Source organism: Hymenobacter sp. CRA2, assembly GCF_002007105.1.
GTDB lineage: Bacteria > Bacteroidota > Bacteroidia > Cytophagales > Hymenobacteraceae > Solirubrum.
The window spans coordinates 245,304-269,626 of the sequence record NZ_MVBC01000002.1 but is presented as its reverse complement, the minus strand read 5'-3'; the positions used below and the strand labels follow the sequence as shown (position 1 = coordinate 269,626).

Annotated in this window: 20 protein-coding genes; 13 read left to right on the top strand and 7 right to left on the bottom strand. The window is 64.0% G+C overall.

The window, feature by feature from the left end:
* The first annotated feature begins 92 nt into the window (after positions 1 to 92).
* Both acs and B0919_RS04915 read left to right on the top strand, forming a co-directional pair.
* Entirely contained in the window at positions 93 to 2,012 is a 1,920-nt protein-coding gene (gene acs / locus B0919_RS04920) for an acetate--CoA ligase (protein WP_078011105.1), read from the top strand.
* A gap of 14 nt (positions 2,013 to 2,026) precedes the next feature.
* Entirely contained in the window at positions 2,027 to 2,329 is a 303-nt protein-coding gene (locus B0919_RS04915) for a hypothetical protein (RefSeq protein ID WP_078011104.1), read from the top strand.
* 178 nt (positions 2,330 to 2,507) lie between these two features.
* On the opposite strand, the gene B0919_RS04910 is transcribed toward B0919_RS04915, so the two are convergent.
* Both B0919_RS04910 and B0919_RS04905 read right to left on the bottom strand, forming a co-directional pair.
* Positions 2,508 to 3,053 (bottom strand): hypothetical protein, encoded by a 546-nt coding sequence (locus tag B0919_RS04910; protein ID WP_078011103.1) that lies wholly within the window; start codon positions 3,051 to 3,053, stop codon positions 2,508 to 2,510.
* Positions 3,054 to 3,077: 24 nt separating this feature from the next.
* Positions 3,078 to 4,232: a zinc-dependent alcohol dehydrogenase gene (locus B0919_RS04905; protein ID WP_078011102.1), complete on the bottom strand. Its 1,155-nt coding sequence runs from the start codon at positions 4,230 to 4,232 to the stop codon at positions 3,078 to 3,080.
* Between the two features lie 570 nt (positions 4,233 to 4,802).
* Here B0919_RS04905 and B0919_RS04900 point away from each other — a divergent pair.
* From B0919_RS04900 to B0919_RS04890, 3 genes are all read left to right on the top strand, one after another.
* Entirely contained in the window at positions 4,803 to 6,398 is a 1,596-nt protein-coding gene (locus B0919_RS04900; protein ID WP_078011101.1) for a glycerol-3-phosphate dehydrogenase/oxidase, read from the top strand.
* Positions 6,399 to 6,487: 89 nt separating this feature from the next.
* Positions 6,488 to 7,090 carry an SET domain-containing protein gene (locus B0919_RS04895; protein WP_078011100.1) on the top strand — a complete coding sequence of 201 codons (603 nt, stop codon included), beginning with the start codon at positions 6,488 to 6,490 and terminating at the stop codon, positions 7,088 to 7,090.
* 80 nt (positions 7,091 to 7,170) lie between these two features.
* A complete protein-coding gene (locus B0919_RS04890) occupies positions 7,171 to 8,541 on the top strand; it encodes an MATE family efflux transporter (protein WP_078011099.1) in 1,371 nt (456 codons plus the stop codon).
* A 168-nt stretch (positions 8,542 to 8,709) separates the two neighbouring features.
* Here B0919_RS04890 and fahA read toward each other — a convergent pair whose 3' ends face one another.
* A complete protein-coding gene (fahA, locus tag B0919_RS04885; RefSeq protein ID WP_078011098.1) occupies positions 8,710 to 9,993 on the bottom strand; it encodes a fumarylacetoacetase in 1,284 nt (427 codons plus the stop codon).
* A 219-nt stretch (positions 9,994 to 10,212) separates the two neighbouring features.
* On the opposite strand from fahA, the gene B0919_RS24590 reads away from it, so the two are divergent.
* Positions 10,213 to 10,740 (top strand): hypothetical protein, encoded by a 528-nt coding sequence (locus B0919_RS24590; protein WP_139361914.1) that lies wholly within the window; start codon positions 10,213 to 10,215, stop codon positions 10,738 to 10,740.
* Positions 10,741 to 10,915: 175 nt separating this feature from the next.
* Here the strand turns inward: B0919_RS24590 and B0919_RS04880 are convergent, their stop codons facing one another.
* Positions 10,916 to 11,245, bottom strand: a complete 330-nt coding sequence (locus B0919_RS04880; protein ID WP_078011097.1) for a NifU family protein — start codon at positions 11,243 to 11,245, stop codon at positions 10,916 to 10,918.
* Between the two features lie 57 nt (positions 11,246 to 11,302).
* Positions 11,303 to 12,400: an Mrp/NBP35 family ATP-binding protein gene (locus tag B0919_RS04875; protein WP_078011393.1), complete on the bottom strand. Its 1,098-nt coding sequence runs from the start codon at positions 12,398 to 12,400 to the stop codon at positions 11,303 to 11,305.
* 362 nt (positions 12,401 to 12,762) lie between these two features.
* Between B0919_RS04875 and B0919_RS04870 the strand changes: the two genes are divergently transcribed.
* Positions 12,763 to 14,037 (top strand): hypothetical protein, encoded by a 1,275-nt coding sequence (locus B0919_RS04870; protein WP_139361913.1) that lies wholly within the window; start codon positions 12,763 to 12,765, stop codon positions 14,035 to 14,037.
* Positions 14,038 to 14,105: 68 nt separating this feature from the next.
* Positions 14,106 to 16,217, top strand: coding sequence for a DNA primase (gene dnaG, locus B0919_RS04865; protein WP_078011095.1), 2,112 nt, complete (start codon positions 14,106 to 14,108; stop codon positions 16,215 to 16,217).
* On the opposite strand, the gene B0919_RS04860 is transcribed toward dnaG, so the two are convergent.
* Together B0919_RS04860 and B0919_RS04855 are read right to left on the bottom strand one after the other, a co-directional pair.
* Positions 16,204 to 16,875, bottom strand: coding sequence for a hypothetical protein (locus B0919_RS04860; RefSeq protein WP_078011094.1), 672 nt, complete (start codon positions 16,873 to 16,875; stop codon positions 16,204 to 16,206). The genes dnaG and B0919_RS04860 overlap by 14 nt on opposite strands.
* A gap of 40 nt (positions 16,876 to 16,915) precedes the next feature.
* Entirely contained in the window at positions 16,916 to 18,088 is a 1,173-nt protein-coding gene (locus tag B0919_RS04855) for a metallophosphoesterase (RefSeq protein ID WP_176132856.1), read from the bottom strand.
* A 142-nt stretch (positions 18,089 to 18,230) separates the two neighbouring features.
* Between B0919_RS04855 and B0919_RS04850 the strand changes: the two genes are divergently transcribed.
* The 5 genes from B0919_RS04850 to B0919_RS04830 all read left to right on the top strand — a co-directional run bounded on the left by B0919_RS04850 (position 18,231) and on the right by B0919_RS04830 (position 24,297).
* Positions 18,231 to 19,253, top strand: coding sequence for a potassium channel family protein (locus B0919_RS04850; protein WP_078011093.1), 1,023 nt, complete (start codon positions 18,231 to 18,233; stop codon positions 19,251 to 19,253).
* A gap of 457 nt (positions 19,254 to 19,710) precedes the next feature.
* Positions 19,711 to 20,943 carry a glycosyltransferase family 4 protein gene (locus B0919_RS04845; protein ID WP_078011092.1) on the top strand — a complete coding sequence of 411 codons (1,233 nt, stop codon included), beginning with the start codon at positions 19,711 to 19,713 and terminating at the stop codon, positions 20,941 to 20,943.
* Positions 20,940 to 22,115, top strand: a complete 1,176-nt coding sequence (locus B0919_RS04840; RefSeq protein ID WP_078011091.1) for a glycosyltransferase — start codon at positions 20,940 to 20,942, stop codon at positions 22,113 to 22,115. The genes B0919_RS04845 and B0919_RS04840 overlap by 4 nt, the downstream gene beginning before the upstream one ends.
* Before the next feature lie 12 nt (positions 22,116 to 22,127).
* Complete coding sequence (locus tag B0919_RS04835; protein ID WP_078011090.1) at positions 22,128 to 22,814, top strand: hypothetical protein; 687 nt, start codon at positions 22,128 to 22,130, stop codon at positions 22,812 to 22,814.
* 217 nt (positions 22,815 to 23,031) lie between these two features.
* Complete coding sequence (locus B0919_RS04830; protein ID WP_078011089.1) at positions 23,032 to 24,297, top strand: bifunctional 3,4-dihydroxy-2-butanone-4-phosphate synthase/GTP cyclohydrolase II; 1,266 nt, start codon at positions 23,032 to 23,034, stop codon at positions 24,295 to 24,297.
* Positions 24,298 to 24,323: the final 26 nt, after the last annotated feature.

Below are 24,323 nucleotides of genomic sequence, written 5' to 3'. Positions count from 1 at the left end.
TGCGACTTCCGCGCCACAATCTGCGACGATTGGACAACGGCGGCCCATCGACTTTTTTGTAAACTGCCGCCCCGAATACCAGCCAACACCTCATGTCCGCTACGCATCCGCGCATCCGCTCCTTCGAAGATTACCAAACCGCCTACCGCCGCAGCGTAGAAGACCCCGACGCGTTCTGGGCCGAAGTAGCCGAGCCCTTTACCTGGCGCCGCAAGTGGAACACCGTGCGCGGCGGCGAGTTTTCGCCGGCCGGCCGCAGCACTTGGTTCGACGGCGGCCGCCTCAACATCACCGAGAACTGCCTCGACCGGCACCTGGCCCAGCGCGGCAACAAGCTGGCCATCATCTGGGAGCCCAACGACCCCAAGCAGCGCCACCTGCGCCTCACGTACCGCGAGCTGCACCAGGAGGTGTGCCGCTTCGCCAACGTGCTCCACAACCTCGGCGTGGAGAAGGGCGACCGGGTGTGCCTGTACATGCCCATGATTCCGCCGCTGGCCGTGGCCGTGCTGGCCTGCGCCCGCATCGGGGCCGTGCACTCGGTCATCTTTGCCGGCTTTAGCAGCACCGCCATTGCCGACCGCGTCAACGACGCGGGGGCCAGCTTCGTGATTACCGCCGACGGGCTGAACCGCGGCCCCAAGCAGATTCCGGTGAAGCGCGTGGTCGACGAGGCCCTGGAGCACTGCCCCTCGGTGCGCAAGGTGCTGGTGGTGGAGCACCTCGGCTGGCCCGTGCACATGCACGAGGGCCGCGACGTGTGGTACCACGAGGAAGTGCAGGACGTGGCCAAAACCTGCCCGGCCGAGGAAATGGACGCTGAAGACCCGCTGTTCATTCTCTACACCTCCGGCTCCACTGGCAAGCCCAAGGGCGTGGTGCACAGCACCGCCGGCTACATGGTGTGGGCCGATTACACCTTCCGCAACGTGTTTCAGGTGGAGGAAAACGACGTGTATTGGTGCACCGCCGACGTGGGCTGGGTCACGGGCCACTCGTACCTGCTCTACGGCCCGCTGCTGGCCGGCAGCACCTCGCTCATGTTCGAGGGCGTGCCCACCTACCCCGACGCCGGCCGCTTCTGGGAGGTCATCGACAAGCACTCGGTCAGCATTTTCTACACCGCGCCCACGGCCATCCGCTCGCTCATGGCCGCCCCGCTCGACAACGTGCTCAGCTACTCGCTCGACTCGCTGCGGGTGCTCGGCTCGGTGGGGGAGCCCATCAACGAGGAAGCCTGGTACTGGTACTACCAGCACGTAGGCAAGGAGCGCTGCCCGGTGGTGGACACTTGGTGGCAGACGGAAACCGGCGGCATCATGCTCTCGGCCCTGGCCGGCATCACGCCCAGCAAGCCCGCCCACGCCGGCCTGCCGCTGCCCGGCGTGCAGCCCGTGCTGCTGACGCATGAGGGCCAGGAAATCGAGGGCAACGACCAGGAGGGCTACCTGGCCATCAAGGCCTCGTGGCCGGCCGTCATCCGCACCACCTGGGGCGACCATACGCGCGCCGAGCAGACGTACTTCCAGCCGTACCCCGGCTACTACTTTACCGGCGACGGCGCCCGCCGCGACGAGCAGGGCCTGTACCGCATCATCGGCCGCGTCGATGACGTGATTAATGTGTCGGGCCACCGCTTCGGCACGGCTGAAATTGAAAATGCCATCAACCAGAACCCGCACGTGGTGGAGTCGGCCGTGGTGGGCTTCCCGCACGACGTGAAAGGCCAGGGCATCTACGCCTACGTCATCTGCCGCCCGGGCGACGGGGTAGTGAACAACGACCCGCAGCACCTCGAAGCCAGCATCATCGAAACCGTGGTGGCTGAAATCGGCAAAATCGCCCGGCCCGACAAGATTCAGATTGTCTCGGGCCTGCCCAAAACGCGCTCCGGCAAAATCATGCGCCGCATCCTGCGCAAGGTAGCCGAGGGCGAAACCAGCAACCTCGGCGACACCACCACCCTGCTCGACCCCACCGTGGTCGACGAAATCATCGAGGGGCGGAAGTAGGAGGCACGAAAAATATGAATGACGACACCACAAAGGCTGAACTAAAGATCCTGATCGAGCAGATCAAGGCCCTGCGCCCCGGACAAACTTACCGCCTAAGTCAGCTCATGGAGGACGTAGTAGAAAAGGTCGCTTTACTAAATCATCAAACTTGGTTTAGGTTGAAACAGACCCAGTCGCAAGAGTTGGCGTACGCTGTTGCTTGCGAGAATAAAAGTGTGACTAAGTCAACTCCCCAAAAAGAGTTGGAATCAAGAAGGACAGCTTTTCAGGATGTTGTTGAGCGAATACTGTATGAGCTGCACGAGTTCAGTTAACGGGCCCGCGCCATTGTGCCACGAGAGGAAGGATTGCTTCGTCCTTCGTCCTCGCAATGACAACTAGTGCTACCGTTTGTCTGTCTGGCCGCTTCAAACCACTGCATCCGCTTCAAAAACAACAAGGCCGCCCGGCAATGCGTCGGGCGGCCTTGTGGCATAGCTCAGAGGCACACGGCTATTCGTCGTAATCGTAGTACGCGCCGCGGTAGTGCTTCGCGCGCTTGGCCTTCTTCTTATCGTCGCCCGACGACAGCCACAGGATTAGGCCGCCGGTTACGGCCGTGAAGGTGGCCAGGCGCAGGATCAGGCTGGTACGGTCGTGCTTCCAGGACGCGTTGTAGCCTTTTTCCTTCCAGATGTTCGGAAACTTGCCGTGGGCAATGTCTTCCAGAACGCCCTCGACCACGTTGACGCGGTCGGCCAGAATCAGCGGGAGCCAGTGGTTGTATTCGTTTTCGCTCCAGCGGAAGGCCCAGCGGCGAATCATGCCGCTCAGCCCCATCGGGGGCGAGGCCGTGCCGAAGACGGACGACACGTTGGGCCGTTCGTTGGAGTGCAGCACTTCCACGTCGATGGGTTGCTGCGTGGGCCGTTCCCAGCTGTAGCCCGCCTGCTCGATGTCAGTACGGTTGGGCTTCATGGGGTAGGTCGGGTCGTTTTCCGGGTCGGCGTCGATGCCCCAGCCCGGCACAGATTTCGGATCGATTACGTGCTTTTGCATGGTGTTCGAAGGAAGGGTGGGGAATTAGCGTGACGACGGCATGGTCAGCACCGGCTTGATGCAGTTGTCGAGCTTGTCGGAGAAGAGGCGGTAGCCGTCGGCAATTTCCTCCAGCGGGATGCGGTGCGTAATGAGCTCCTTGGGCCGGATGACGCCGTTCTTCACGTGCTCGATTAGGCGCGGCAGCAGGCGCTTCACCGAGGCTTGGTTGGCCCGGATGGTGAGGCCCTTGTTGAGCACGTTGCCAATGGGCACCAGGTTGTCGGTGGGCCCGTACACGCCCACGATGCTCACGATGCCGCCCTTCTTCACCGAGTTGATGGCCCAGTGCACGGCCGTGGCCGAGCCGGCCTGCAGCAGCGTTTTGCGGCCGGTGATGGTCTGCATCACGTCGCCGGTGGCCTCGGCCCCCACGGCGTCGATAACGCAGTCGGCACCCAGCCAGTCGGTCTGCTTCTTGATGAAGAGCACCGGGTCCTGCATGTCGGTTTTGAAGTTGTAGGCCTCGGCCGGCGCGTAGTTCTTCACGAACTCCAAGCGGTAGTCGACGTGGTCGAGCACGATAACGCGGCCCGCGCCGAACAGCCAGGCGCAACGCGCGGCCATAATGCCCACGGGGCCGGCGCCGAACACCACGACGGTGTCGCCGGGCTGAATGCCAGCCATTTCGGCGGCTTGGTAGCCGGTGGGCACCACGTCGGTGAGCAGCACGGCGTCATCGGGGTCCATGCCGGGCGGAATCACCGTCGGGCCGACGTTGGCGTAGGGCACACGTACGTACTCAGCCTGCCCGCCGTGGAAGCCCCCGGCGGTGTGCGAGTAACCGAAGATGCCGCCCACGGCCGTGGCCATGGGGTTCGACTCGTGGCAGTTGCCAAACAGGCCTTGCTGGCAGAAGCTGCAGCGGCCGCAGGCAATGTTGAAGGGCACGATGACCATGTCGCCCACCTTCACCTTGGTGACCTCGGAGCCAACTTCCACAATTTCCCCAATAAACTCGTGGCCGAAGGTGGTGCCTACGCGGGTGTCGGGCACGTTGCCGTTGTAGAGGTGCAGGTCGGAACCGCAGATGCAGGAGCGCGTCACCCGGACAATAGCATCCTCGGGATGCTTGATTTCGGGCATGGGCTTTTGGGTAACGCGGACCCGTTTCGGGCCCCGGTAATCCATGGCGAGCATAGGTATTTTGGTTAGGGGTGCAATTGGACAAGCTCGGTAGCCAACCAAGGTGCGCCGGAAGCCGGAGACGCCCGGGGGTGGATGGTTGAATGCCGAGTTGAAATAGTACTAACTATAGGAGGGAAGGTTTCAAATGACGAGCTTGCCAAAAGCGAATTGGCTGGTAGCGCAGCAGTTATACCCGAGCTTGGAGAGACAAGCAATGAAGGTAGTTGGGTGCTACCTACCATCCGGCTTCCGGCCTATATTGCCGCGGATAAAGCCTCACTCAGCCCGCAGCTTTGACGGCCACAGTCACATTTGGTCTTAGTAGGGAGAAGTAAAGGCGTGTGCAGATCGGAGATAAGTCTACAATTGAACTGCATGTAGAAATAAGATAGGTTACTTATATATGGCCCCTGAATAACCTAAAAACCTCGAACAGTCAGTAAACCTGTTTAGCAGTGTGCAGCTGCGGATAGTAAATAACTTTAATAGTTACGCTCAAAGTGCCCCTATGCTGAAGCTCACAAACAGTCGGTGGCACAAGAAACTGTTCCGAGCGGGCCATACGCCGTAAGCAGGTACCATATGCCACAGCCCGCCTACCTCGTACCATTCGCCCGTGAAGCCCAACTGGCCCAGCTGACTGCCACGCCCGAGTGGGACATTATTATCATCGGGGGCGGGGCTACCGGACTCGGTGCGGCCCTGGACGCCGTCAGCCGCGGCTACAAAACCCTGCTGCTGGAGCAGGCCGATTTTGCCAAGGGCACCTCCAGCCGCAGCACCAAGCTGGTGCACGGCGGTGTGCGCTACCTGGCGCAGGGCAACGTACGACTCGTGCACGAAGCCCTGCGCGAGCGGGGCCTGCTGCGCCGGAATGCCCCGCACCTCGTCCGCGACCTGCGCTTCGTCATTCCGGCCTACCGCTGGTGGAATCGGCCCTGGTACCTGCTCGGGCTCAAGCTCTACGACCTGCTGGCCGGCCGCCGCAACCTCGGCGCGGCGCGGCTGCTGGGCCGTAATCAGGTGCTGGGGCTGCTCGGCAACGCCCAACCGGCCGCGCTACGGGGCGGCGTACTCTACCACGACGGGCAGTTCGACGACGCCCGCTTAGCGCTCAACGTGGCCCAGACCTGCGTCGCCCACGGGGCCACCGTGCTGAACTACCTGCGGGTGACAAGCCTGCGCAAAGACACGGCGGGGTGCATCACGGGCGTCAGGGCCGAAGATCTGGAAGACGGCACCGCCCACGAGCTGCGGGCGCGGGCGGTCATCAATGCCACGGGCGTGTTTGTGGACGAGCTGCGCCGCCTCGATGAGCCCGCCACCACACCGCTGGTGCAGGCCAGCCAGGGCGTACACGTGGTGGTGGCGCGCCGGTTTCTGCCCGGCCCGGCCGCCCTGCTCATTCCCCGCACCGCCGACGGCCGCGTACTCTTCGCCGTGCCCTGGCTGGACCACGTAGTGCTGGGCACCACCGATACGCCGGTGGCTACCGCCAGCCTGGAGCCCCGCGCCCTGCCCGCCGAAGTCGACTTCATTCTGCGCACCGCCGGGCGCTACCTGGCGCAGCCGCCCACCCGGGCCGATGTGCTCAGCGTGTGGGCCGGCCTACGCCCGCTGGCTGCCGCCAACGGTAGCAGCACCAAAGAACTGTCGCGCAGCCACCAGCTGCACGTAAGCCCGGCCGGGCTGCTGACGGTTACCGGCGGCAAGTGGACCACCTTTCGCCAGATGGGGCAAGACGCGGTGGCGTGGGCCCAGCAGCTCGGGCAGCTGCCGCCACGGCCCAGCCGCAGCGCCGCCCTGCGCATTCACGGTGCCCCAGCTGAGGCCGAAGGCGCAGAATTCGGTACCCCGTACGGTACTGATCAGCCCCAACTCGACGCGCTGCTGGCGCAGGATGCGGCCTGGCGCCAGCCCTTGGATGCCGAGCTGCCCATCCTGGCGGGACAGGTAGTGTGGGCGGCCCGCCACGAAATGGCGTGCACGGTGGAGGACGTGCTGGCCCGGCGCAACCGCGCCTTGTTTCTGAACGCCGCGGCGGCCGCACGCTCGGCCCCGGCGGTGGCGCAGCTATTGGCCCAGGAGTTGGGCCGTGACGACGCCTGGGCTGCGGCGCAGGTGCAGGCCTTTCGCCAACTGGCCGCCGAATACCAATTGCCGCCCCCGACGCTGTAACCGAAACGAGGCCTTCACGTTACGAAGGCTTCAGCTGGCGGTGCCGCACGCGCAGCGACCTGTTTTGGGTTTTCGTTGCTTCGCTCCTTATGATTCACCCCAACACCGAACTGCGCTTCATTTCCCCCGAAATCGGGTATGGCGTGGTGGCTACGCAGTTCATTCCCAAGGGCACGATCTGCTGGATTTTCGACGCTTTTGATCAGGTCTTCAGCCCCGCGCAGGTGCAGCAACTGGACCAGATCCACAAGGACGTCCTCAACAAGTACAGCTACCGCGACGCGCACGGCGACTTCGTGCTGTGCTGGGACCATTCGCGCTACGTCAACCACTCCTTTAACAGCTCGCTCGTGTCCACCGCCTACAACTTCGAACTGGCCGTGCGCGACATTCACCCCGGCGAGGAGTTGACCGACGACTATGGCTACCTGAATGTATGGGAGCCGTTTGACTGCCTGCCCGAGGCCGGCAGCGCCCGCACCCAAGTGCTGCCCGATGACCTGCTGAACTTCCACCCCGAGTGGGATGCCAAGCTCACCGAGGCCTTCCGCCATTTCAACCAGGTGACCCAGCCCTTGCTGCCGCTGCTCGAAGCCCGCTACCAGGCCAAAGTGGCGGCCGTAGCGGCCGGGCGCGAGCCGATGGATTCCATTCTGAATTGCTACTACAAAGGGGAGGTGGTGAAGTTGTGAAGTGGTGAGTTGGCGTTCAGCTTGCGCCGTCAGAACATCAACTCGCCATTTCACAACCTCTCCATTTCACCACTTGCCCCATGCCCCGTCGCCGGCGTCCGGCGTCCTACCGCGCCATCCTCGACATTGCCGCGCCCATCATGCTGGGTAGCCTCGCCCAAAGCGCCATTTACCTCACCGATTCGGTGTTTGTGGGGCGCCTGGGCGAAGCTCCGCTGGCTGCCATTGGCCTGGGCGGGCTGCTGTTTTACCTGCTCACCACGGTGGGGGCGGGCTTGGCCGTGGGCCTACAGATTCTTACCGCCCGGCGCATCGGGCAGGGTCGCCGCCGGGCCGTCGGCCGGCTGTTCGACAACGCCTTGTACCTAAGCCTGGGGCTGGCTACTGCGCTGGGCGGCCTCACTTACGCAGTGGCACCCGCGTTGGCCCGCCTGCTGGTCGCCGAGGAGGCCGTGGCCCGACCCATGCAGCTGTACCTGCAAACGGTAGTGTGGGCCCTGCCGGCCAGCTTCACCTGGCACTGCCTGTCGGGGTTTTACACCGGCATTGGGCGCACGCGCATTATCACGCTGAGCACCGCGCTGATGACGGGTGCCAACGTGTTTTTCAACTATGCCTGGGTGTGGGGCGGGGCCGGGTTTCCGCTGCTGGGCATTGTGGGGGCCGCCTGGGCCGCTGTGGTATCGGAAATGCTGGGCGCGCTGGTCCTGCTGCTGACGCTGTGGCGGCCGGGGCTGCGGCCGCGCTACGCCCTGCTGCGGCACGGCCCACTGCGCCTGTCCATGCGTCGCCTGCTGCTCTTCAGCGCACCTATCGTGGGCAAGCAGCTGGTCGAAACGGCCGGCTGGTTCGTGTTTTTCGTGCTAATAGGCCGGCTGGGGACGCAGGCGCTGGCCGTGTCCAACATCCTGCGCAGCGTGTACACCGTGGTGAGTCTGCCGTCGTTGGCCCTGGCTTCGGCTATTTACACGCTCACCAGCCGCTACCTGGGCCAGCGCCGGCCCGAGCTGCTGGCACCTGTGGTGGGGCGCACCGTGTTGCTGAGCTTGCTGGTCACGTTGCCGGCCGCACTGGCCATCGGGCTGCTGCCGGTGCACATCGGCGGGCTGTTCTCATCGGAGGCGGTGCTGAACGAGGCCCTGGTGCCATTGGCGCCGGTGTTGGTGATGATTCTGGTGCTCTTCGCCGTCAGCAATATCCTCTACAACAGCATCATCGGCCTGGGCGGAGCCGCGCAGGCGTTTCAGATGGAAGTCGTGGCCATCGGCGCGTACCTAGCTGCCGCCTATGCCGCCGTGGAGCTGCTGAAGCTGCCGCTGGCGGGCGTGTGGGCCGCCGAGCTGGTGTACTGGGTGGTGCTGGGCGGCCTGGCTGGTGGTTTCTTACTGGTGCGGCGTTGGCGCCGCCTGCGTCAGGAAGCGCACATCAGTCGATTTGGCGTCGGTATATGAACAGATAAGCAGAACGGCAGCTTAAAGCACGTCATCCTGAGCGCAGCGAAGGACCTTGTCTCACGGGAACGAGTCGTCGATACGATTATCGTTCTGAGGTGAGAAGGGCCTTCGCTGCGCTCAGGATGACGTGCTTTTCTACTTGTTCACTTATTAGCTAATCCGCTACTATTCCACCGCCGGCAGCACCGTGCCACGCACTTCGCCGAAACCAATGCGCAGCGGGCCGCGCTGGCAGAAGCCGCGCATGATGACCGTGTCGCCGTCCTGCAGGAACTTACGCTGCGAGCCGTCGGCCAGGGTCAGCGGGCGGGTGCCACGCCAGGTCAGCTCCAGCATCGAGCCGTAGGAATCGGGCGAGGCGCCGCTGATGGTGCCGGAAGCGTACAGGTCACCGACTTCCATATTGCAGCCGTTGGAGGCGTGGTGCGTCAGCTGCTGGGCCATGCTCCAGTACATGTCCTTGTAGTTGGTGCGGCTGATGACCGTCTCAGCGCCGCCCTGCGGAGCCAGGCTCACTTCCAGTTGAATGTCGAAGTTGTGTGCGCCGCCCGATTGCTGCAAGTAGGGCAGGGGCTCGGGCTCCTGCCGCGGCCCCTCCACGCGGAAGGGCTCCAGCGCGTCCATCGTCACCACCCAGGGCGAGACGCTGCTGCCGAAGTTTTTGCCCAAGAACGGCCCCAGCGGCACGTACTCCCAGCTCTGCAAGTCTCTGGCCGACCAGTCGTTGAATAATAGCAGCCCGAAGATGTGGTCCTCGGCCTCGCTCAGCGGCACCGTCTGGCCCAGCGCCGTGCCCTGGCCCACCACCATCGATACTTCCAGCTCGAAGTCCAGCTGCTGCGAGGGCCCGAAGGTGGGCACCTGCGCATCCGGGGCCTTGCGCTGCCCGTTGGGGCGCCGAATGTCGGTGCCGCTGGCTACGATGCTGCTCGTGCGCCCGTGGTAACCGATGGGAATCCAGCGCCAGTTGGGCAGCAGGGCATTGTTCGGGTCCCGGAACATGGTGCCCACGTTCGTGGCGTGTTCGATGCTGCTGTAGAAGTCGGTGTAATTCTGGGGCTTTACCGGGCGCAGCATCTGCACGTCGCGCTGACGAACGAGGCAGCTACGCATGGCGTCCTCGTTGTCGCGCAGCTCGGTGTTGTCGTGGCGCAACAGCTGGCTCACGCGCTGGCGCACGGCCCGCCACACCGGGCGCCCCAGCCTGATAAAGCTGTTCAGGGAGCGGCGGCGAAACACCTTGGGCTCGGTGGGCAGGTCCAGCCCGCGGAAAAAGCCGAACTGGCTTACTGCGTACAAATCCAGCACGTACTCGCCAATGGCCACGCCCACGCGGGTACCGCGCTCTTCGGTAAAGAACACGCCGAAGGGCAGGTTCTGGATGGGAAAGTCGCTGTGCGGCGGAATGTCAATCCAGGAGTGCAGGGCGGGGTCGTTGGGGTTGGCCATGTTCGGAATGCGGAGTAGGGGTGGTGTAGGGGCAAAGGTAGACGCTGATGAGGAATTGGGGAGGAGCCATCTGACAAGTGGCCATTTGCACAAAATCAGTGGTCAGCCTATCTTGAGCCGCCTCCAACTGGCGGGAACGGTTGCCGTCAGGAACAATTCGCTTATCATGCGACCATTGTTGGGCCAATGACCTCAATACCGAGCAGTCCTCCAGATTCTATGTTCTATTCCGGAAAAACGTTTGTAAAGCAAATAATTTTGGTGTTGGCGATATTCCTGAACGCTTCTTGTGAGCAGGTTGCGGAAACTAAAACGATACGAAAAGCAGATGCGGCAAAAGCAAAGGATCAAGCCAACGGAGCTGCTGACGTTGCATTAAAATTTATAAACGCATACGTCAATAACTGTAATAAAATGAAAGAATCAGTCGGGGTCGTTGAATGGGTGCAGTCAAATAATTTGGCAACGAATCGTTTCAAATCTGAAGTGAAATCAATAGTAGATCAGGCTTACAAGCTGGACCCCGAAATGGGCTTGGACGCAGATCCAATATTCGACGCCCAGGACTACCCCGATCAGGGCTTTGTGCTAGATTCCTTGGATGGCAAGACAAACTATGTAGTGGTTAAAGGAAAGGACTGGCCAGACTTTAAACTGGCAATAAAAGTAGCTCCGGAAAATAATAATTGGATGGTCGACGGCTGCGGGATTATAAATGTGCCAACTGATAAAAGAATTGCAAGGTAAAATACCGCATAGCCGGATACTGCATCAAACGAAGCTAACGGGCTAGTTAGGTTTTGTATTTTCGATTCGGCTCGAGCCCCCAACCTCTGAACGTAGTTTCCAAAAAACCACCGCGCCCCGCTTCCACCGAAACCGGCAGGAGCGGGGCGCGCTGCTGTTGAGAGAAATACTAAACCTAGTTGGGCGTCGGCACCGGGGTGGGCGGCTGCGGGCGGCCTTCCTGGCCGGCGGGCTGCTGCATGTTCGCCACGTTCACGGCTTCCACGCTGCGGATTTCGGGCACGGCCTTCTTTACCGATTCCTCCACGCCGGCTTTCAACGTCATCGGCGACATGGGGCAGGTACCGCAGGCGCCGAGCAGCTCCAGGCGCAGGACCATATCCTCGCTGATGTCGAGCACGCGTACGTCGCCGCCGTCGGCTTTCAGGTACGGGCGGATGCCGTCGAGGGCTTGCTCGATGCGCGGCAGCAGCGGGTGTTCAATCAAGGTGGCGGTTGCAGACATACTTACGAGACATTGGGGCGGGCCACGAAGTTCGCACATTCGCGGCACTTCGGCCGGTTACTTCATTTCTACCACCTGCGTGCGCGGGGCCACGTTGTTGCGAATCGACACGGCGCGGGCTACCGATTCGGCCAGTTGCTCGAACACCGGCGCCACCGGCGAGGTGCTCTGCAGCACAGCCGGAATGCCCTGGTCGCCGTTTTCGCGGATGCCCTGCACCAGCGGAATTTCGCCCAGCAGCGGCACCTCGTGCTTCTCGGCCAGGGCCGCGCCGCCGCCCTGCCCGAAGATGTAGTACTTGTTGTTGGGTAGCTCCTCGGGCGTAAACCAGGCCATGTTCTCGATGACGCCGAGCACCGGCACGTTGATCTGCGGCTGGCGGAACATCTGTAGGCCCTTCTGGGCATCGGCCAGGGCCACTTTTTGCGGCGTGGTCACGATGACGGCGCCCGTCACGGGCAGCGTCTGCACCATCGTGAGGTGAATGTCGGAGGTGCCGGGGGGCATGTCGAGCAGCAGGTAGTCCAGCTCGCCCCAGTCCACCTCGGTGATGAACTGCTTCAGCGCCGACGAGGCCATGGGGCCGCGCCACACGATGGCCGACTCGGCCGGCGCCAGGAAGCCGATGCTCATGATTTTGACGCCGAACCGCTCGATGGGCTCGATGAGGTTGCGGCCGTCTTCGGCCTGAAACACGTGCGGGCGGGAGTCTTCCACGCCGAACATCACCGGCATGGACGGGCCCGAAATGTCGGCGTCGATCAGGCCGACTTTGGCGCCCGAGCGGGCCAGGGCCACGGCCAGGTTGGCCGTCACGGTGCTCTTGCCCACGCCGCCCTTGCCCGAGGCAATGGCCACGATGTTTTTCACGCCCGGCAGTACGTCGCGGTTCTGGCGCATGGTCGTCACGCGCGAGGTCATGTTCACGGTCACCTGCGCATCCTTGTCGACCATCGTGTGGATGGCGCGCACGCAGGCGTTGTGGATCAGTTCTTTCAGCGGGCAAGCGGGCGTGGTCAGTACGACGGTGAACGAGACGTTCAGGCCGTCAACTAGCACGTCCTCAATCATATTGAGCGTGACGAGGTCCTTGCCCAAGTCGGGCTCCTCGACGTAGCTCAGGGCTTTCAGTACAGCTTCTTTGGTGATGCTCATGGCAAACGTGCGGGCAGCCAAACGGGCTACCATCCGGCAAAGATAACCCCGAAACCGGCGGGGTCGTGCCAAAAAACCGGAAAAGGGCGGAAGGGTTTGCGCGGGCCCAAAGCTGGCAGCCGGCCGTTATCTTCAGGCGTTTTGTAGCAAACCCAAATTAGGGAGCTAGTTCTAGCTCCCCTCCTCAACTGAGGAGGGGTTGGGGTAGTTGAAAAACTAGGGCTAGAAAATATGGAGCTGGATAACGTTCAGCCGCTTCGGCCAACCACCCCTAGCCCCTCCTCAGCTGAGGCGGGGAACTAACCCTAACCGCTAGCCTTAAGCTACTCTGTAACTTGGGAAGCAATGAATTTCTAACCAGGATGATTAAAAGAATTAGCGGGGCGGCCAAGGCGGGTCGGGCAGTGGGCATGTGGCTGGGGGTAATGAGCGGGTTGTGGACAGGCCAGCGCGCCGTGGCCCAGGCGCCGGCACCGGCAGATACCGCTTTCGTGCGTCTGATGCGCAAGCACCAGGCTCCGCTGACGGTGGCCGGAGCGCAGCTGAGCGGGCCGGGCTGGGACAAGCTCCAGCAGGATATCCGCCAGAGTGCTTGGGTGCTCGTAGGCGAAGACCACGGCATGGCTGAAATTCCGGCCTTCGCCCAGGCTGTGGCCCAGGTGCTGAAGCCCAAAGTTTATGTGGCCGAAATCGACCGGTACCAGGCCCGCGACCTGAGCCGCCTGGCGGCGCAGCCCGGCCTGCCGTCGGCGTTTCTGAAGCAGCACCCGATGGAGTTGTCGTTTTACAGCTGGGCGGAGGAGTTTGAGCTGGCCCGGGCCTTGCGGGCGCAGGGCACCTCCTTGGTAGGGGTGGAGCAGGTGGGCTTTGCCGCGCCGGGCCGCGTGCTGGAGCTGATGGCCGACGAGGCCAAAACCAAGCTGGCCCGCACCTACCTGCGGCAGCTGGCCGCCGCCACGCAGGCCCAGGACCGCGCCGCTCTCGTGTCGGGCCGCTACGAGAGCGTGGCCGTCAATACCCTGCGCTCCGCCACGCTCGACAGCTTGCGGCTGCTGACGCGCACCGAGCGCCCGCAGGTGCGCCGCATGCTGCAGGATCTGGAGGCCAGCGTGGCCATCTTCCAAACCAACGCGGCCGGCAAGCCCGGCGGCCACCAGGCCCGCATCAACCTGATGAAGCGCAACCTGCTGGAGGAGCTGCAGCCCTACCAAACGGCCGGGCAGCCGCTGCCGCCCATGCTCTTCAAGTTCGGGGCCAACCACCTGGGCCGCGGCCGCAGCATCTGGGGCGACATCTACGACGTGGGCAACCTGGCCGTGAACCTGGCCGACGCCCACAGCCAGAAAACCCTGCACATCTTCGTCATCGGCAAGCAGGGCACGAAGGTGATGGGACAGAACCCGGAGGATTTCAGCAAGAACAGCGGCAGTTATTCCGCCGCCGACGAGGCCATGCTGCGCCCGTTTATGGCCGCCACGCCCGCCGGCGCGGCCTGGCAGGTGTTTGATGTGCGCCCGCTGCGCCGCGCCATGCTCTACAAAGGGCTGCCCGTGCCCGACCAGGAGCTGCAGGCCGTGCTGCTGGGCTACGACTACGTGGTCATCATTCCGCAGACCACCGCCAGCCACAACTTCTGAGCGGGGCCGGGGTTTGTGGTTATTTTTGCGGCCCCGCTGCCCTGACCACTCCTATTGCCCCCCGTATTTTGGCCCTCATCCCCAAAGAAACCATTGACCAGGTCCTCCACTACGCCGATATCGTGGAGGTCGTCGGTGACTTCGTCTCCCTGAAAAAGAAAGGGCAGAACCTGTGGGCCTGCTGCCCCTTCCACCACGAGAAGTCGCCTTCCTTCTCCGTAGCGCCGGCCAAGGGCATCTACAAGTGCTTCGGCTGCGGCAAGGCCGGCGACGTGGTGCGCTTCGTGATGGACGTGGAATCGGTGAGCTACCCCGAGGCCATCAAGTGGCTGGCCAAGAAGTACGGCGTCGAAATCAAGGAAGAGGAGCGCACGCCCGAGCAGCAGCTGGCCCAGAACGAGCGGGACTCGCAGTACATCGTGTCGGACTGGGCCAAAAACCGCTACAAGACCCTGCTGCGCGAGTCGGAGGAAGGGGAGAGTATTGGGTGGGCGTACCTGAAGGAGCGCGGCCTGAACCAGCAAACCATCGAAACCTTTGAGCTGGGCTACTCGCTCGATAAGTGGGACGACGTGCTGAACTCGGCCCAGCAGGCGGGCTTCGACGTGAAGTACCTGGAGAAAACCGGCCTCGTCGTCAAGCGCGAGGAGGACGGCCGCCGTTACGACCGATTCCGCGGCCGCGTGATGTTCCCGATTCACAACATTTCGGGCCGGGTGGTGGGCTTCGGGGCCCGCACCCTGCGGCGGGATGAAAAGGCCGGGGCAAAGTACCTGAACTCGCCCGAGTCGGAGATTTACCACAAATCCGACGTGCTCTACGGCCTGTTTCAGGCCAAGCAGGCCATCCGGCAGGAGGAGCTGTGCTATCTGGTGGAAGGCTACCTCGACGTTATCAGCCTGCACCAGGGCGGGGTGAAGAACGTGGTAGCCTCGTCGGGTACCTCGCTCACCGAGGGGCAGATCCGCCTCATCAGCCGCTACACCGACAACGTGACGGTGCTCTACGACGGCGACGCGGCCGGCATCCGGGCGGCCTTGCGCGGCCTGGACATCATCCTGGAAAACGGCCTGAACGTGCGCGTGGTGCTGTTTCCCGACGGCGACGACCCCGACAGCTACATCCGCAAGGTGGGCGACCAGCGCTTCCGCCAGTTTGTGGAGGAAAACAGTCAGGACTTCATCTCTTTCAAAACCCGGCTGGTGGCCAAAGACGCCGCCAACGACCCGGTGAAGAAGGCCGAAGCCATCCGCGAAGTGCTGCAGAGCATTGCCAAGGTGCCCGACCCGCTCAAGCGGCAGGTGTTTCTGCAGCAGACCTCGGCCACCTTCCACATCGACGAGCAGGTGCTCATCGACGCCTACAACAAGCAGGTGAAGCAGGCCGCGCCGGGCCCGCGCCCCGGCGGTGGAAGCAGTGCCGGCAGCCGCAGCAATGAGGGCAGCCGCAACGCCGGCGCCAGCTCCGCGGGGCCACGGCCGGCCAGCAGCGGCTCGGCCGTGCAGCCCGGCGGCCAGCTCACGGGCCTCGGCAGCGCCCGCCCGACCCCGGCCACCAGCCCCGGCTACGACGACGAGCTGCCGCCCGAGGCCTACGGCTACATGGGCGACGAGGAAGACGAACCCACGGGCGACGCCCTGGACAACGAGCCGGTGCCCGACGCGCAGCAAAGCTGCGAGCGGGAAGTGGTGCGCCTGATCCTGAACTACCCCGCCCAACCCCTGGCCGACGGCGTGCCGGTGGCCGAATACCTGCTCGGCCAGGTCGATGAAACGCCCTTCCGCACCCCGCTCTACGCCGACCTCCTGCACCTCTGCACCCAGGCCGTGCAGGCCGGCCGCTTTCCCGACGCCCGCGAACTGGTGCGCCACGACCGGGCCGATATCCGCGCCGCCATCAGCGACCTGGTGACCGAGCCCCACGAGCTGAGCCCGAACTGGATTACGCACAGCATCTACGTGCCGCGCGAGCTGGATCAGCTGCAGGTGGCCTGCGAAAACGCCATTCTGCGCCTGAACAAGTGCAACGTGGAACGCGAGCTGACCCAGTGTCTGAACACCATGAACTCCCTGGACCCCAACAACGTGGAGGAGTACCTGGCGCAGATGGCCATCTTCAAGAGCCTCAAGCAGCTGGACATGCAGCTGGCGGGCATGCTGGGCACCATTATTTCGCGGTAGCCGGGGCAGCAGCGGTGAATTTGGCTGCGGCGGATTCGGCCAGGTTGATCAGTTCGGCTTCTTTGGGTGCGTCCGGGCTCTGTAGGGCCAGCTGCTGCAACCCATCCGTCAGCTGCACCAGCAGGGCCAGGTTGCTGCCACGGGCCGGGGAGTGCGCCGTGCCTTCCCGCAGCCCCAGCCCGCCGCGAAACGATACGAAGTGGTAATTGACCCCGTCCATGACCATGCGCCGGTCCGTGGGGCTGGGGTAGTGCGTCTGGTCGATAGCGGCGTTGAAGGCCGCCGCTACGGCGCGGGCCGCGGCCGGGCTGATGGCGGCCGTGTGTCGGGCGACGATTACCGGCGCCGGCGCCTTGGTTTGCAATGCGTGCCAGACGCTGCTACGAGCGGTGACGCATTGCAGCGCGTAGGTCTGGCCCTGTTGCTCAAGCGAAATCACGTATTCGGGCAAAAACGAGGGCAGCACGACTATGCGCAGTACCGGGCTGTCGGCAAGCCCTTTCAGCAGCGTCTGCTGCACTCTGGCGTAGTAGTCCGGGGCGTAGGAGTAGCTGGAAAAATAGCCCGGGGCCGGGACCAGGTGGTCGGTCTGGGCCCTGAGCTGAGTAGCACCGAGCATGAGTAAGGTAGCGGCCAGACCAGCTGCTTGGCGAATCATTAGCAATGATATAGAGGCGTAAACAAATGATGGGCGGATTCTACAACGCCCGCTTCCGGCCCTTGTCGTCGACCACCGACAGCTTTCCGCCCTCCACCCACAGCGCCTGCATAAAGCCCTGGCCGGTGTGCTCCTGGTGCGGCAGGTCAATGGCCACCACGCGCCCGTCGTAGAGCGGCTTGATTTCCGTTACGGGGGTGTGGGCAATGACCATGCGCGTGGCGCCGTACTGCCGCAGCACCGCCTGCACGTGCGCCGCCGGGGCCTCTTCCTGTGCAATGCCGCGGTACCAATCGGGGCTAAGCTTGGGGTTGCGAATGAGCTTTTCCGCGGCGCTCCGATCAGTGGTGGCCGGTGCGTCGATGCTCCGACGGGTCAGGTCGTTGAGCTGCGCGAGGGGCAGCTGCAACGCGGCTACTTCCGGGCTCAGGCCGCCGTGCACGAATAAGGTCGGGCCGATGCGCTCCACCGCATTCTTGGTGCGCAGCCAGCGCCCCAGCTCCGTGTCGGCCGCGTACCAGCGGGCGTAGTCGACGCCGAGCGAGTCGGCGTTCTTGCGGTATTTGCGGCGCAGGTACTTGTAGTGGCCGGTCAGGTTCATCACCTCGTGGTTGCCGAGCAGGAAATGCACCTTGCCGCCGGCCTGCGCGGCCTCGTGCTCCAGCTTGTAGAGCAGCCACAGGCACTCGGTCACCTGCAGGCCGCGGTCGAACATGTCGCCCACGAACACCAGGTGGCCCGTGCCGAAGCGCCAGCGCGCTTGAGCATCCGTCACGCCCGCACCTTGTAGCAGCTGTTGCAGCCCTTTGAAGTTGCCTTCGATGTCGGACACCACCAGCATGCGGGCCGGGGCCGGATACTCCGCGGCCTCAGTAGTGAAAGCGTGGCGCGGGAAGCGGAAGGAGAGCCCGGTTTCCTGCACGAAGCAGGTTAGCGAATCGGTGGGGCGACGCAGCGTATCGAGCCGCACCGCGAAGCCGGAGCCCTGCGGCACGATGCACCGGCTCAGGGCCGCGCCGTCGGGGAGGTAGTGCACCAGCGGGCCGTCGGGCGAGAAAGCCGACTGATCGGAATGGGGGCGCTTGATGGAAAAGCCGGGGAAGAAGTAGACGCGGTCGACAACGCCCTGCGACGCCAGCGCAATGCCGCCCGCCAGGTAAAGCAGATACAAGCCGACCAGCACGAACAACAAACGCTTGGGGGTAAATGACATCTGATAAAGTGCTTTGGAATAGGAAAGTGGCTGCGAGATACGCACAAATAGGGCTTGCAGGCAAGCCGGGGCGGCCGATACTCGTGCCCGGAAGCTCAGGTGCGAACTAGCCGCGTTGCCCGCTACCTTCGCGCCACGCATTATGTGGAAACGCGCCAACCTCAGCCGGCTCATGCTGGCCATTATCCTGACGGTGCTCAGCCTGGGCATCGGTCTGGCGGGCTTCATGATTATCGAGGGCTATACCTTCATGGAGGCCTTCTACATGACGATTATCACCGTCAGCACCACCGGCTTCGGCGAAGTCAAGCCCTTGTCCGGCGGCGGACGGCTGTTCGTCTCGCTCTACATCATGTACAACCTGGTGGTGGTGGCCTACCTCGTGTCGGTGCTCACCCAGTACCTATTTGATGGCGAGCTGCGCACCCTTTTCAAGATGTTTATGACCGATCAGGAAATTCGCCACATCCAGGGCCACGTCATCGTCTGCGGCTTTGGGCGCAACGGCAGCAAGGCCTTTCACGAGCTGCGCGCCAACGGGGCCAAAGTCATCATCATCGAGCAGAACCAGGAGCTGATGCGCGCCCACGCCGAAGCCCTCGGCGACGCGGCCGTGCCCGTCATCTGCGGCGACGCCACCGCCGACGACACCCTGCGCCAGGCCGGCATCGAGCGGGCCCGGGCGCTGATTTCGGCCCTGCCCAAGGACGCCGACAACGTGTTCGTGACCCTGACGGCGCGCGAGCTGAACCCGCAGCTGAAAATCATTGCCCGCGCCTCGCTCAAAACCTCCGAAACCAAGCTGCTGCGCGCCGGCGCCGACTCGGTGGTGATGCCCGACGAAATCGGCGGCTCGCACATGGCCAACCTGGTGATGCGCCCCGAGGTGATTCGCTTCCTGGAAATGATCAGCGGCCTGGGCCCCAACCGCCTGCGCCTGGAAGAGCTGGATTACCAGGACCTGCGCCCCGAGCTGCGCGGGCGCTCCATCCGCGAGCTGGACGTCCGCTCGCGTACCGGCGCCACCGTCATCGGGCTGAAGGACCGCACCGGCCAGTTCCAGGTCAGCCCCGCCGCCGACTTTCGCCCCGGTTCCGGCGACGTGCTGCTGCTGCTCGGCACCGACGAGCAGATCATGGCCGTGGTGCGGGAGCTGCGGCGGTGATTGGGGAAGCAGGTGGAAGTGTTTTGAAACTATCACCCTGAGGCGCCGCCGAAGGACCTTCTCACCGCTGAGCAACAAGCATTAACTGGCTAGAGCTAGTTCCCTTCCTCAGCTGAGGAGGGGTAAGGGGTGGTTGACCTGACACTTGAACATCTGAAACAGACCGTCATGTCGAGCATGTCGCGCATCAAGCGAGGAATCGAGACATCCCGCGTGCTGACGTTAGATAGTAACCTTAACCCTAACCTTTCAACTACCCCCAACCCCTCCTCAGCTGGGGAGGGGAGCTAGCTCTAGCCCCGCTCCGTAACCTAACCCGGGTTAGTTACTCTCTGTCGGGAGAAGTCCTTCGGTGGCGCCTGCGGATGACGTTCTGGCTGCATCTGCCTACCGTGGCCACCCAATCACCTACTCACACCATTATCTTTGCGGTCCACCCGCCCAGCCGCACCGGTCTGTGAACGTTCTTCAGCTCTGCCCCCGCGTCCCGTTTCCGCCCACCGATGGCGGCGCCATTGCCATGTACGACGTGGCGGCGGGCCTGGTACAGGCCGGCCACACGGTCACGTTGCTGGCCGCCAACACGCCCAAGCACCGCCAGGCCGCCGACGCGCTGGCGCACCTCGGGCCCAACCTGCGCCTGGTCACAGTGGACGTGGACACGAGCCTGTCGCCGCTCAAGGCTCTGCGCAATCTGCTCTTTAGCCCGAACCCCTACAACGTGGAGCGCTTCATGTCCGACGCGCTGGCGGCCCGGCTGGCGGAGCTGCTCACCACCGAGCAATTCGACGTGGTGCAGATGGAAGGCACCTTCGTGGCCTGGTACGTGGACGTGGTGCAGCGCGTGGCCCCACAAGTACCCACCGTGCTGCGCGCCCACAACGTGGAGCACGAAATCTGGGACCAGCTGGCTACCGGGGAGCGACAACTGTTCAAAGCCCGCTACCTGCGCCACCTGGCTCGCCGGCTTAAGCGCTTCGAGGCTCGGTACCTGCCGCGCTTTTCGGCCGTGGCCGCCATCACCGAGCCCGACCAGCGCCGCCTGCGCCAGCTCGGCTGCCAGGAGCCGGTGGTGTTCATCCCGGCCGGCGCCGACCTCATCCGCATGCAGCCCGATTCCGCCATCTGGCCCGCGCCTCACACGCTGTTTTTCCTCGGGTCGCTGGACTGGCGGCCGAATCAGGAAGGGCTGGAGTGGTTTCTGGAACGCGTGTGGCCCGAGGCGCGGCGCCGTTACCCCAAGCTGGAGCTGCACGTGGCCGGCAAGAACATGCCCGAGTACATCCGGCAGCTGCGCTTGCCGGGCGTGCAGGTGCACGGCTTCGTGGAATCGGCGGCGGCATTCATGCAGCAGTACGAGGTGATGATTGTACCCCTGCTTTCGGGCGGCGGCATGCGCGTCAAAATCATTGAGGGCATGGCCCTGGGCAAGTGCATCATCAGCACCGGTCTGGGCGCCGAAGGCATTGCCGTGCACCACGGGCACGACATCCTGGTGTGCGACGAGCCGGAGCAGTGGCTGCACGTGCTCGATCAGTACTGCCGCGGCGAGGTGGAGCCTGCGGCCGTGGGCGCGCAGGCCCGGCGCACCGTGCAGCGCCTCTACGACAACCGGCAGGTGGTGCAGCGCTTTGTGGAGCTGTACCAGCGCGTGGGTGCGGGCCAGGCCGTAGCTTTGCCGCCCCGATGAAGCTGCTCGTCCTGCTTTCCCGCTTTCCGTACCCGCTCGACAAGGGCGACAAGCTCCGCGCGTACCACCAGCTGCGCTACCTGGCGCGGCACTTCGAGGTGTGCCTCTTCGCCCTTAGCGACGAAGACGTAACGCCCGACGCCCATGCCGCCGTGGCCCCGCTCTGCCGGGGCGGCGTGCACGTGCACCGGCTCCAGAAGCCCGGCATTGCCGCCAACATGGCTCTGGCCGGCCTCAAGGGCCAGCCCTTCCAGGTTGGTTACTTCCGCGACGCGGCCGCCCAGCGCCGGCTGGCCGAGGTGGTGCGCCAGTTCCGGCCCGAGCGCGGCTACTGCCAGCTTATCCGCATGGCCGAGTACGCCCGTCCGCACGCCCACCGGGTGCCCTTCACGCTGGACTACATGGATGTATTCTCGACCGGCATGCAGCGCTGGGCCGACAAAGCGCCCGCTTGGCAGCGCCCGGTTATGGCCCTGGAAGCGCGCCGCCTGCAGCAGTACGAAGCTCGCGCCTTCGATTGGTTTCGCCACCACACCATCATCAGCGACCAGGACCGGCAGCTCATCGACCACGAAGCCCGGCAGCGCATTCAGGTGGTGCCCAACGGCATCGACACCGAGTTTTTTCGTCCCGATGCCGTAGCTGCGGGTGAGCCGTACGAGCTGGTGTTCTGCGGCAACATGGCCTACCACCCCAACGTGGAAGCCGCCGTGTGGCTGGCCGAGGAAATCCTGCCCCAGGTGCAGCGCCGCCACCCGCAAGCGCGGCTGCTGCTGGCTGGCACTACGCCCGCCGCGCGCGTGCTGGCTCTGCAAGGCCCGCGCGTGACGGTGAGCGGCTGGCTGCCCGATATCCGCACGGCCTACGCCTCGGCCCGCGTATTCGTGGCGCCCATGCGCACCGGTACCGGCCTGCAAAACAAGCTGCTCGAAGCCATGGCCATGGCCCGCCCCAGCGTGACCACGCCGTTGGCCAACAACGCCCTCGGCGGCACGCCCGGTCAGCACCTGCTCGTAGGGGCTGATACCGTGGGGCTGGCCGAGAGCATCTGCCAGCTGCTGGAGCAGCCCGCGGAAGCGGCGGGATTGGCGGCGCAGGGCCGCGAGTTTGTGCGCGAGCGGTACACCTGGGAGGGCACCACCGAGCGGCTGGCGCAGCTGCTGCGGGAGTAGTTAAGCAGCCCCATGCAAAATGCCGTTCGACTCATCAGCCGCGCCGAAGCCCTGGCTCTGCCTTTGCTGCGCAGTGTCGTAGCCGGCTTGCAGCGCGCTTTCCTGGCCGATGACGACGAGGATTCTCCCGCCGACATCGTAGCAAGGGGTTTCGAGCCGCAGCTGCTGCCGACGCCCAACCTGCCGACGCTGGAGTTACGGCTCTACCATCCCGGTCCCGAGCTAGCGACGCTGCCCGGCCAGTTGGGCGCGGCGTTGCGGCAGGTGCTGCGAGAACTGGGCGCCAGCACCTGGTATTGTCTGCCGTTTGGCGCCTGGCCATTGGTAGGCAACCCGCGCCACTCGTACCGCCCGGTGCAGCTGGCTACGCGGCAACTCAAGCGCTGGGGCGCCGCACCCGGCTACTGCGGGGCCTACCACGTGCCGCTGGCTGCCACGGCGGCATTTGTGCGGGTGCTCTTCCGCATCAGCCGTTACGATGCCGCCGCGCCCGAGTACATCTTCTTAACTTCTGATACCGACGATTTTGTGGCCCACGTGTGCAAGTACGGGACCTTGCACGTGTACTGCCGTGCTGCGCAACTCGATGCATTAAGCGCTGCCTTTGAGCGGGCCGGCCTGCGCCAGTGGGAGGGCGAAGAGTACGAACGGTTTGCGGCTACGGGCCGCATTCAGGGCCGCCGCAGCCGCTGGCGGTAGCATGAATAAACGGCGCTAGATTGTGGGCGGGGCCACCTGGACTGGCCTGCCGGCTTCGCTCTTTCCCAGGGCCTGCAGCGAAAAGAGCACCGACCCTAACAAGTGTTCGGCTGGCTACCACCAACGATTCCGGCCGGGCCGTTAACTTTGTAGGGCCGCTGGCGGTTGTCAGCCCAATACCCCACCGCGGCCGCCCCATCTCAGCCGGCCGCAATTCCTGAAGCAAGCCATGCTTGACCCCATCGAAGACGCCATTGCCGACATCCGCGCCGGCAAAGTGGTCGTGGTAGTGGACGACGAAGACCGCGAAAACGAAGGCGACTTTATCTGCGCCGCCCGCTGCGCTACCCCCGAAGTCATCAACTTTATGGCCACCCACGGCCGCGGCCTGGTGTGCGCCCCGCTCATCGAAGACCGTTGCGAAGCCCTGGGCCTGGAGCTGATGGTGGGTCGCAACACGGCCCTACACGCAACGCCCTTCACCGTATCGGTGGACCTCTTGAAGAACGGCGTAACCACCGGCATTTCGGCTTCCGACCGCTCCAAGACCATCCTGGCCCTCATCGACCCGGATACTAAGCCCGAAGAGCTGGGCAAACCCGGCCACATCTTTCCGCTGAAGGCCCGTAAGGAAGGTGTGCTGCGCCGCGCCGGCCACACCGAAGCCGCCATCGACCTGTCGCGTCTGGCCGGCTTCGAGCCCGCTGGTGTGTTGGTGGAAATCCTGAAGGAAGACGGCGAAATGGCCCGCCTGCCCGAGCTGCGCGAAATTGCGGACCGCTGGGGCCTGAAGCTAATTTCGGTGCAGGACCTGATCAAGTACCGCCTCAAGCAGGAAAGCCTCATCGACCGCGAAATCTCGGTGAAGATGCCCACCCAGTGGGGCGACTTCGACCTGATAGCCTACACCCAGCGCAGCACCGGCGCCCAGCACCTGGCCCTGGTGAAAGGCGACATTTCCGGCGACGAGCCCGTGCTGGTGCGCGTGCACTCAAGCTGCGTGACCGGCGACATTTTCGGCTCCTGCCGCTGCGACTGCGGCCCGCAGCTGCACCACGCCATGCAGCAGATTGAGCGCGAAGGCAAAGGCGTGCTCGTGTACATGAACCAGGAAGGCCGCGGCATCGGCTTGCTCAACAAGCTGCGCGCCTACAAGCTGCAGGAGCATGGCCGCGACACCGTGGAAGCCAACCTGGAGCTGGGCTTCGGCATGGACGAGCGCGACTACGGCGTGGGCGCGCAGATCCTGCGCGACCTGGGCCTGACCAAGATGCGCCTGCTCACCAACAACCCCCGCAAGCGCACCGGCCTGATCGGCTACGGCCTGGAAATCGTGGATACGGTGGCCATCGAGGTGACGCCCAACGAGCACAACGAGCGGTACCTGACCACCAAACGCGACAAGCTGGGCCACACCATTCTGACGAAGGACCGCGGTCCGCACCCCGCCCAAACCGCCGCCGAAGTGCTGCCCACGGAATAGCGGAAGCTGCTATTCGTTAGCTCTGA